Origin of the sequence: Pseudomonas fuscovaginae SE-1, assembly GCF_000364705.1 — a bacterium.
In the GTDB taxonomy this organism is placed as follows: domain Bacteria; phylum Pseudomonadota; class Gammaproteobacteria; order Pseudomonadales; family Pseudomonadaceae; genus Aquipseudomonas; species Aquipseudomonas fuscovaginae_A.
In genome coordinates this window covers 1-9,567 of the sequence record NZ_AQOH01000138.1, presented here as the reverse complement: position 1 = coordinate 9,567, position 9,567 = coordinate 1, and the positions used below count along the sequence as shown (strand labels likewise).

8 protein-coding genes and 1 other RNA gene are annotated in these 9,567 nt (G+C 61.8%); 7 read left to right on the top strand and 2 right to left on the bottom strand.

The features are described 5' to 3' along the window. From K675_RS0113860 to K675_RS0113835, 6 genes are all read left to right on the top strand, one after another. Positions 1-850: L-lactate permease (locus K675_RS0113860; RefSeq protein ID WP_017904109.1), on the top strand; the 850-nt coding region annotated here is incomplete at its 5' end. A gap of 68 nt (positions 851-918) precedes the next feature. Next, the gene (gene lldD / locus K675_RS0113855) at positions 919-2,064 is read left to right on the top strand and encodes an FMN-dependent L-lactate dehydrogenase LldD (protein ID WP_017904108.1); all 1,146 of its coding nucleotides are present in this window, start codon (positions 919-921) and stop codon (positions 2,062-2,064) included. Positions 2,065-2,149: 85 nt separating this feature from the next. After that, a complete protein-coding gene (locus K675_RS0113850) occupies positions 2,150-4,978 on the top strand; it encodes an FAD-binding and (Fe-S)-binding domain-containing protein (protein ID WP_017904107.1) in 2,829 nt (942 codons plus the stop codon). A 237-nt stretch (positions 4,979-5,215) separates the two neighbouring features. Next, positions 5,216-5,494, top strand: a complete 279-nt coding sequence (locus K675_RS0113840) for a hypothetical protein (RefSeq protein ID WP_017904105.1) — start codon at positions 5,216-5,218, stop codon at positions 5,492-5,494. Between the two features lie 86 nt (positions 5,495-5,580). Next, positions 5,581-5,969, top strand: a transfer-messenger RNA (tmRNA) gene (gene ssrA, locus K675_RS32315). Positions 5,970-6,062: 93 nt separating this feature from the next. Next, positions 6,063-6,440, top strand: coding sequence for a hypothetical protein (locus K675_RS0113835; protein ID WP_017904104.1), 378 nt, complete (start codon positions 6,063-6,065; stop codon positions 6,438-6,440). Between the two features lie 157 nt (positions 6,441-6,597). Here K675_RS0113835 and K675_RS0113830 read toward each other — a convergent pair whose 3' ends face one another. Continuing rightward, entirely contained in the window at positions 6,598-6,855 is a 258-nt protein-coding gene (locus tag K675_RS0113830; RefSeq protein ID WP_026145175.1) for an acyl carrier protein, read from the bottom strand. A gap of 530 nt (positions 6,856-7,385) precedes the next feature. On the opposite strand from K675_RS0113830, the gene K675_RS0113825 reads away from it, so the two are divergent. After that, on the top strand, positions 7,386-8,750 hold the full coding sequence (locus tag K675_RS0113825) for a Fic family protein (RefSeq protein ID WP_017904102.1): 1,365 nt from the start codon (positions 7,386-7,388) through the stop codon (positions 8,748-8,750). Positions 8,751-8,981: 231 nt separating this feature from the next. Here K675_RS0113825 and K675_RS30785 read toward each other — a convergent pair. Next, on the bottom strand, positions 8,982-9,567 hold a 586-nt coding region (locus K675_RS30785), incomplete at its 5' end, for a hypothetical protein (RefSeq protein ID WP_037006497.1).

Below are 9,567 nucleotides of genomic sequence, written 5' to 3'. Positions count from 1 at the left end.
CACCTCGGCTGCCGCAGTCACCGCCAGCGCCGGCGGCTTCGGCCAGCCGCGCAATACCCTGGCCTCGCCCTACAGCCTGGGCCAGATCTTCAAGGCCTGGTCGCCGTTCCTGATCCTCACCGTGCTGGTGACGATCTGGACCCTGAAGTCGTTCAAGGCGATGTTCGCCACCGGCGGCGCGATGTACAACAGCGTCTTCAGCTTCGCCGTACCGCACCTGGATCAACTGGTGATCAAGACCGCACCGATCGTCGCCAACCCGACGCCGATTCCGGCGGTGTTCAAGCTCGACCCGATCTCCGCTACCGGCACGGCGATCTTCTTCTCCGCGCTGGTGTCGATGCTGGTGCTCAGGATCGACCTCAAGACTGGTCTGACCACTTTGAAGGAGACCTTCTACGAGCTGCGCTGGCCGATCCTGTCCATCGGCATGGTGCTGGCCTTCGCCTTCGTGACCAACTACTCGGGCATGTCCTCGACCCTGGCCCTGGTGCTGGCGGCGACCGGCGCCGCGTTCCCGTTCTTCTCGCCGTTCCTCGGCTGGCTGGGCGTGTTCCTGACCGGCTCGGACACCTCGTCGAACGCCCTGTTCAGCTCGCTGCAGGCCACCACCGCACACCAGATCGGCGTCAACGACACCCTGCTGGTCGCGGCCAACACCAGCGGCGGCGTCACCGGCAAGATGATCTCGCCGCAATCGATCGCCGTCGCCTGCGCCGCTACCGGCCTGGTGGGCAAGGAATCCGACCTGTTCCGCTTCACGCTCAAGCACAGTCTGTTCTTCGCCACCATCGTCGGCCTGATCACGCTGGCCCAGGCCTACGTTTTCACCGGCATGCTGGTGCACTAACGTGAGGATGTCGGGGTCTCTCGTGGACCCCGACAGCCGTACCCCGTCAACCCACGCTGCGAGTTCCCATGATCATTTCCGCCTCTACCGACTATCGCGCAGCCGCCCAACGCAAGCTGCCTCCGTTCCTGTTCCACTATGCCGACGGCGGCGCCTACGCCGAGCACACCCTGCGCCACAACGTCGAGGACCTGGCCGGCATCGCCCTGCGCCAGCGCGTGCTGAAGAACATGTCCGAACTGAGCCTGGAAACCCGGCTGTTCAACGAGACCCTGAGCATGCCGGTCGCCCTGGCCCCGGTCGGCCTGACCGGCATGTACGCCCGCCGTGGCGAAGTGCAGGCCGCCCGCGCGGCCGCCGCCCACGGCATCCCCTTCACGCTGTCGACGGTGTCGGTGTGCCCCATTGAGGAAGTCGCCCCGGCCATCCACCGGCCGATGTGGTTCCAGCTCTACGTCCTGAAAGATCGCGGCTTCATGCGCAACGCCCTGGAACGGGCCAAGGCCGCCGGCGTGACCACCCTGGTGTTCACCGTCGACATGCCGGTACCCGGCGCCCGCTACCGCGATGCGCACTCCGGCATGAGCGGCCCGAACGCGCCGTTGCGCCGGGTCTGGCAGGCCATGACCCACCCGCGCTGGGCCCTCGACGTAGGCCTGCTGGGCAAGCCCCACGACCTGGGCAACATCTCGCGCTATCGCGGCAACCCGACGGGCCTGGCCGACTACATCGGCTGGCTCGGCGCCAACTTCGATCCGTCGATCTCCTGGAAGGACCTGGAGTGGATCCGCGAATTCTGGGACGGCCCGATGGTCATCAAGGGCATCCTCGACCCGCAGGATGCCAGGGACGCGGTGAAATTCGGCGCCGACGGCATCGTCGTCTCCAACCATGGAGGGCGCCAGCTCGACGGCGTGCTGTCCAGCGCTCGCGCCCTGCCGGCGATTGCCGACGCGGTGAAGGGCGAGCTGAAGATCCTCGCCGACTCCGGCATCCGCAGCGGCCTCGACGTGGTGCGCATGATCGCCCTCGGTGCCGACACCGTGCTGATCGGCCGCGCGTTCCTCTACGCCCTCGCCACCGCCGGCGAAGCGGGCGTGAAGAACCTGCTGGAGCTGTTCGAAAAGGAAATGCGCGTGGCGATGGTGCTCACCGGCGCCAAGTCGATCAGCGAAATCACCCGTGATTCGCTGGTCCGTGAATTGGGCGCCTGAAGCATCGCGCCCGCACGAATCACCGCCTGATTGAACGGGGTCGGCCAGGGCACGCCAGATGCCAACGGCCTCGTTAGGAGTTTGCATGAGCCTGCCCATCCCGTTCCTCCGTTCGGTAGAACAGCTGATTCCTCGCGAGCGCCGCTTCGACGATGCGCTCTCGACCCTGGCCTTCGGCACCGACGCCAGCTTCTACCGGCTGATCCCGAAACTGGTGATCCGCGTCGAATCCGAAGACGAAGTGGTCGCCCTGCTCAAACTGGCTGCCCGCGACCAGGTCCCGATGACTTTCCGCGCCGCCGGCACCAGCCTGTCCGGCCAGGCCATCAGCGACTCGGTGCTGATCGTCCTCGGCGACAACTGGAACGGCCGCGAGATTCGCCAGCAGGGCCAGCAGATCCGCCTGCAACCCGGTGTCATCGGCGCCCAGGCCAACGCCTGGCTGGCGCCGTTTGGCCGCAAGATCGGCCCGGACCCGGCCTCGATCAACGCCTGCAAGATCGGCGGCATCGTCGCCAACAACGCCAGCGGCATGTGCTGCGGCACCGCGCAGAACACCTACCACACCCTGGCCGGCCTGCGCCTGGTGCTGGCCGATGGTAGCCGCCTGGACACCGAGGACCCGGCCAGCGTCGCCGCCTTCCGCCAGAGCCACGCCGACCTGCTCGAACAATTGGCGACCCTGGCCCGCGAAACCCGCGCCAACACCGAACTGGCCGCGAAGATCCGCCACAAGTACCGCCTGAAAAACACCACCGGCCTGTCCCTCAACGCTCTGGTGGATTTCGACGAGCCACTGGACATCCTCAGCCACCTGCTGGTCGGCTCCGAAGGCACCCTCGGCTTCATCAGTGCCGTCACCTACGACACCGTGGTCGACCACCCGCACAAGGCCTCGGCGCTGATCGTCTTCCCCGACGTGGAAACCTGCTGCAACGCCGTCACCGTGCTCAAGCGCCAGCCGGTGTCCGCCGTCGAACTGCTCGACCGCCGCAGCCTGCGCTCGGTGCAGGACAAGCCCGGCATGCCGGCGTTCGTGCGCGAGCTGTCGAACGACGCCTGCGCCCTGCTGATCGAATCCCGCGCCGCCAGCTCGTCGCTGCTGCATGAACAACTGGCGCGGATCATGGCCTCGCTGGCGAACTTCCCAGTGGAAAAACAGGTCGACTTCACCGAAGACCCGGCAGAAAACGCCAAGCTCTGGGCGATCCGCAAAGACACCTTCCCGGCCGTCGGCGCCGTGCGCCAGACCGGCACCACGGTGATCATCGAGGACGTGACCTTCCCGGTCGAACAACTGGCCATCGGCGTCAACCGCCTGATCGAGCTGTTCGACAAGCACCACTACGACGAAGCGATCCTGTTCGGCCACGCCCTGGAAGGCAACCTGCACTTTGTCTTCACCCAGGGCTTCAACAGCGCCGAGGAAGTCGCCCGCTACCAGTCGTTCATGGACGACGTGGCGCAACTGGTGGCCGTCGAGTTCGGCGGCTCGCTCAAGGCCGAGCACGGCACCGGGCGCAACATGGCGCCCTTCGTCGAACAGGAATGGGGCAGCGATGCCTACCAACTGATGTGGGCGATCAAACGCCTGCTCGACCCCCAGGGCATCCTCAACCCGGACGTGGTACTCAGCGACGACCCGCAGATCCACCTGAAGAACCTCAAGCCATTGCCGGCCGCCGACGAAATCGTCGACAAATGTATCGAGTGCGGCTTCTGCGAGCCGGTGTGCCCGTCCAAGGGACTGACCCTCAGCCCGCGCCAGCGCATCGTCATCTGGCGCGACATCCAGGCGAAAAAACGCGCCGGCGTCGACACCACCGAGCTGGAGGCGGCCTACCACTATCAGGGCATCGACACCTGCGCCGCCACCGGCCTGTGCGCCCAGCGCTGCCCGGTGGGCATCAACACCGGCGAGCTGGTGAAAAAGCTGCGCGGCCGCGAAGCGACCCACGTGAAGCGCGCCGACTGGCTGGCGACGAACTTCGCCACCACGCTGCAAGGTGCACGCTTCAGCCTGCACGTCGCCAACGGCGCGCGCATGCTGCTCGGCGCGCCACGCCTGGCGCGGCTGTCGGCCGGCCTGACCCGCTTGTCCAAGGGGCGCGTGCCTCTGTGGACAAATGCCATGCCACAACCCGAGCGCGCGATACACTTCAGCCCGGCGGTCAACGACGAACGTCCACGGGTGGTCTACCTCGCCGCCTGTGTCTCACGGGTGATGGGTCCGGCGGCAGGCGACAAGGAACAGGTCTCGCTGCTCGACAAAACCCGCTCGCTGCTGGAAAAGGCCGGCTACCAAGTGGTGTTCCCGGACAACACCGACCAGTTGTGCTGCGGCCAGCCGTTCGCCTCCAAGGGCTACGTCGAACAGGCCGAGCACAAGCGCCAGGAACTGATCGGCGCCCTGCTGCACGCCAGCCGCGGCGGCCTCGACCCGATCTACTGCGACACCAGCCCATGCACCCTGCGCCTGGTCCAGGACCTGGGCGACAGCCGCCTCGACCTTTACGACCCGGTGCGTTTCATTCGCACGCACCTTGTGGATAAGTTGACCTTCACCCCGCAGGACGCGCCGATTGCCGTGCACGTGACCTGCAGCACCCAGCACCTGGGCGAAAGCCAGGCGCTGATCGACCTGGCGCGGCGTTGCAGCAAAAACGTAGTGATCCCCGAAGGCATCCACTGCTGTGGTTTTGCCGGTGACAAGGGCTTCACCACCCCGGAACTCAACGCCCACTCGCTGCGCACCCTCAAGGATGCGGTGCAATACTGCGAAGAAGGTATCTCCACCAGTCGCACCTGCGAGATAGGGCTGAGCCAGCACGGCGGCATCGACTACCACGGCCTGGTCTACCTGGTCGACCGCGTGACCCAGTCCAAGCCGCTCAAAACCCCACCGTTCGACTGACCGCCACCGTCCTACTCAACGCCACCGCCCAACTGTAGGAGCGTGGCTTGCCCGCGAAGCTTTTCGCCCTTTCGAGAATGCCTTCGCGGGCAAGCCCTGCTCCTACAGCCCCCGCCACCCCGACAAAAATAGAACCTTGAACACCCCGTGCAGTCTACTGGGCAAGCCCCGCCCATCGGGGTCTTTCTGCCACGTCGGCAACCTCGCAGCCTGCACCCCAGGTTCAAGGAGACCCATATGAAACGTTCCGTACTGCCCGGCCTGTTCGTTGTCACCGCACTCCTTGCCGCCCCGGCTTTCGCCGATGGCGAGAAAGACCTGTGCGCCACCAACCTGCAAACCATCAGCAACGCCAAGACCACCATCCTCGCCGCGGACCTGCAGGGTGAAATCGCCAACAGCGTCCAACAGGCCCAGGCCGCCCAGGCAAAAAACACCGCCGAAGGCACCAAGGAGTGCATCTCCATCACCCAGCGTGCGATCCAACAGATCCAGAACAGCCAGAAAGGCGGCTAGTCAAAAACGTCGCGCCAAGCTTTGGGATGGCCTTTCGAGCCACATTGGCGTACACTGAGCCTGCCTACTGAGAAGTAAGCCGGTTCGGGGCCGTTTTGGATTCGACGCTGGTTGCGAAACTCTAGGTGCATGCCGAGTTGGTAACAGAACTCGTTAATCCACTGTTGCAACTTCTATAGTTGCCAACGACGACCAATACGGTGCTGCTCTCGCTGCTTAATTGCAGCTGACATGCACTTCTGGTGCCTTCGGGCCCAGCAATCATCAGGGGATGTCTGTAAACCCGAAATGATTGTCATACAGAACAGAATCGCCGCGTAGTACGTTGTGGACGAAGTGGCTAAAACTTACACAACTCGCCCAAAGCACCCTGCCCGTCGGGTCGCTGAGGGTTAACTCAATAGACACGGCTAAGCATGTAGGACCGACAGCGGAGTACTGGCGGACGGGGGTTCAAATCCCCCCGGCTCCACCAAAACAAAGCAAACAAAGCCCGCCTTGTGCGGGCTTTGTCGTTTCTGGCGTTTGCCTTTCGCCTCCACATTTTCTTGAATGGACATCAGGTCATATGCGTTTCTGGCTCCCCGCCCTCGGGCTTTTCTGTGCGGTTTCCGCTTCTCTGCAAGCGCAGGCCGCCGAGGACGAACGCCTCACGTGCTCGGCCTACTACATGCTGCTCTCCGTGCCTGGAGACCAGCCGGACCTCACCCGCGATCAGGCGTCCGCCGCTTCTTATGCCTTCGTGAAGCAGATCGGAGACACCCCGGAAACCCAGGAGTTGCTGGTAGGAAAACTCATGGAGTTGCGTGGAACCATGCCTGGAAAAATGACCGCCGAGGGCGTCGCCAAAGTTCGGGCGGAGCATGATGCTCGTTGTCGGGAGCTTTTGAAGTCGGCTTGGTGCGCGGCCTACAAAGGCAGGGGCCCGAAAGCCTGTGTCGAATAGATCCGACTTGCGCGGGTCTTTCCGCGCCCGACCCGCTTCACGTCACGCCACTAACCTGTAGGAGTCGGGCTTGCCCGCGAAGAGGCCAACTGCAGCAGCCTCCATCTCCCGGTTGAACTTCAACCCTGGCTTTATCAGCAATCGGCAAACAGGGACCTCAAGGAGAATCACGCATGATGAGATCGACGACCTGCCTGATCGTGGTGATGACATCCCAGTCCTCCTGAGAGGCATGCAGCCGAAACTGCCACTGCACCTGCATGACGAAGCAGCTCAGGTCGTCATCGATAATCTTGAAGTCATGAACGAAGTCGGTTTGCTCGGTAACCTCATGCCGCTCAACACAACCGATGATGTCGACGAATAACTGAATGACCTGCTCGGTCACTTCATCTCGATTGCGCTCGCTTGCCATTCCTAGCCTCATAGGCACACAGGCCGATACTGACCAGGTCGAAGACCGCCAGGCCAGCTGCGACAAAGCGGGGCGCTGGCTATCTGGCGGCGTGGCCAAAAGCATCACGGCAGAGCAACTCATCAGAGAACTATTGATGTCGAATGCCAAGCGGGTAGACGGCCCCAGGTTGATGTCATGCTGGTTCAGTTCCCATGAGCCTTGGGTGTTTGCGCTGAATAAATCCGTTTCTTGCATGATGAAATCTTCCCAGCATCAGAAGACTGATTTCGGATGCTAGCGGAGCCGAGCCCATGGATTATCGACGACCAGTCGAACCGGACACGGCTGACGTCACACAAAGAAGCACCCTACGTGGCAACTGGCCATCCGGACGGCAAGCACATTAGATAACCCCTCAAGAGTAGCGACATGCACTCCAGTGACGGCCCGCTTTCTAAACCGCGCCAACTGCGCCAATACAAGTGGCGCAGTTTCAATAACTGCGCCAAAATCGCGCCACACTCCTCTCAAACTGCGCCAACACAGCCATGTCATCCAGCACCGAATTACTGAGCAGCATCCAGGCCTCCAGCCACGGCTTGACCTTGGCCGATCTGCTTGCACAGCACGACGACATCGCCCGGCGCACGGCCCAGCGCCTGATCGCGAAGCTGATCGAGAGCGGCCAAGTCACCGCACAAGGCGACGGCCGCGCGCGCCGCTACTTCAGCGCCGGCGCCGCGCCAGCCACGACCGAGCCACTGAACGCACCTGGCGATGCTTTCCCAAGTGCCATCCCCCTTTCTGCCGACAGCCAGGAAGTGCTTGCCTACATCAACCTGCCTCCGCAAGCGCGCAAGCCCGTGGGCTACCAGCGTGAATTTCTCGACGACTATCAACCCAACGCGACCTGGTACTTGTCCGAGCCCTTGCGCCGCCAATTGCACAAGATGGGCAAAACCGCCGACCTCAACGAGCCAGCCGGCACCTACAGCCGCGCCATTCTGAATCGGCTGCTGATCGACTTGTCATGGGCCTCGAGCCACCTGGAGGGCAACACCTACTCACGCCTCGATACCCGTGAACTCATCGAGCACGGCAAAACGGCCCAGGGCAAGGCGGCCATCGAAACCCAGATGATCCTGAACCACAAGACGGCCATCGAACTGCTGGTCGCCAATATCGACAGCGCCGAGTTCAACCGCTACACCGTGATGAACCTGCACAGTGCCCTGGCGGAAAACCTGCTGCCCAACCCTTCGGACGAGGGACGGGTTCGGCAACATGCCGTCGATATCGGCCAAAGTGTCTATCGCCCGCTGTCTACCCCCCAGCAAATCGAGGACACCCTGGACGTATTGCTGGACAAGGCCAACCAGATTCGCGACCCATTCGAACAATCCTTTTTCATCATGGTGCACCTGCCCTACCTGCAGCCCTTCGCCGACATCAACAAACGCACCTCGCGCCTGGCCGCGAATCTGCCGCTGTTCCGCGCCAACCTGTGCCCGCTGACCTTTCTGGATGTGCCGGAGCAGGCCTACAGCCGGGCCACGCTCGGAGTGTATGAGATGACCCGGGTGGAGTTGCTGCGGGATCTGTATGTCTGGGCCTATGAGCGCTCGACGCAGGAATACCTGGCGATCAAGCAGGATCTGGCCGAGCCGGACCCTTTGCGATTGGCGTGGCGCGATCTCATCAAGCAGGCTATCCGTGAGGTCATCCAACAGCCCGAACTTGATCCGCTCAGCGTGATTCAGCAGGTCGTGAGCGAGAGTGTTTCAGAGTCCGAACAGGCCGACGTCAGGGCTTTGCTGATTGAGGAACTGCGGCGGCTGCATGAGGGGATGCTGGCGCGTTATGGCTTGCGGCCGTCGGAGTACGCCGCTTGGAAAGCGAAGCATGGGCATTGAGGGGTACTAACGTCGCCCCGTCACGCCATGTCACGGCTACGCCTGTAGGAGCAGGGCTTGCCCGCGAAGAGGCCGACTGCTGCAACCGCTATCTTCTGCTGCATCTACTGTAATCCTCTAAATAGATCCGTCCCCGTTTCCACGTCCCCGTTTCCACTAAATAGATCCGTCCCCGTTTCCAGTCGTCCCCGTTTCCAGTCCACGTTTCCAGCGACCAGCCAACCATCGAACTTATATTAACTCATCAATAATTCTCGTCTCACCATGTGAGAGCGTTAGGTCCTGATTGTGGAGGACTCCAGCCGCGTGTGACTGCTGCTGCCCGTAAGCCTTAATAAGCTGAAGTGTTACGGCTGTTTGCGGAAGACTGCGCACAGCACTAATGTCCGACTCCCTGGATATCTTCTCAAAATCTTGAGCCAATTTAAGCTCCAGGGAAATATTTTTTATTTTCTCCCCCTCCAGCTTAGCCTTCGATATCTCCAACTCAGTTTGTTTTATTTCTTTATCGTACTCATGAAGCTCTTTTGATCTTGCCTCCTGCCGTATTGCCTGAAATAACGCGATACCTCCCTCGAAGAATGCCCCCAGAGGGCTATTCCTCTTAATTTCCTTAAGTTCTAAACCTGTTTGCTCTCGCTTATTAATCAGAGAGCGGCCTAAAACTCTAAACTTATTTTCACCAACCCTCGCACAAACTAACGGCCTGACAGTCTGCTCGAAAGTCTCAAAGAACGAGTTAACATAACGGTTGAGCCTTCGAGATTTTCGATCATCAAGAGTAAGAAGATTAATACGCTCCTCTTCACTAAGCCCA

Coding starts and splice junctions, on each gene's coding strand:
- K675_RS0113840 (WP_017904105.1), top strand. CDS start 5,216: ATGAAACGTTCCGTACTGCCCGGCCTGTTCGTTGTCACCGCACTCCTT.
- K675_RS0113825 (WP_017904102.1), top strand. CDS start 7,386: ATGTCATCCAGCACCGAATTACTGAGCAGCATCCAGGCCTCCAGCCAC.
- lldD (WP_017904108.1), top strand. CDS start 919: ATGATCATTTCCGCCTCTACCGACTATCGCGCAGCCGCCCAACGCAAG.
- K675_RS0113830 (WP_026145175.1), bottom strand. CDS start 6,855: ATGGCAAGCGAGCGCAATCGAGATGAAGTGACCGAGCAGGTCATTCAG.
- K675_RS0113850 (WP_017904107.1), top strand. CDS start 2,150: ATGAGCCTGCCCATCCCGTTCCTCCGTTCGGTAGAACAGCTGATTCCT.
- K675_RS0113835 (WP_017904104.1), top strand. CDS start 6,063: ATGCGTTTCTGGCTCCCCGCCCTCGGGCTTTTCTGTGCGGTTTCCGCT.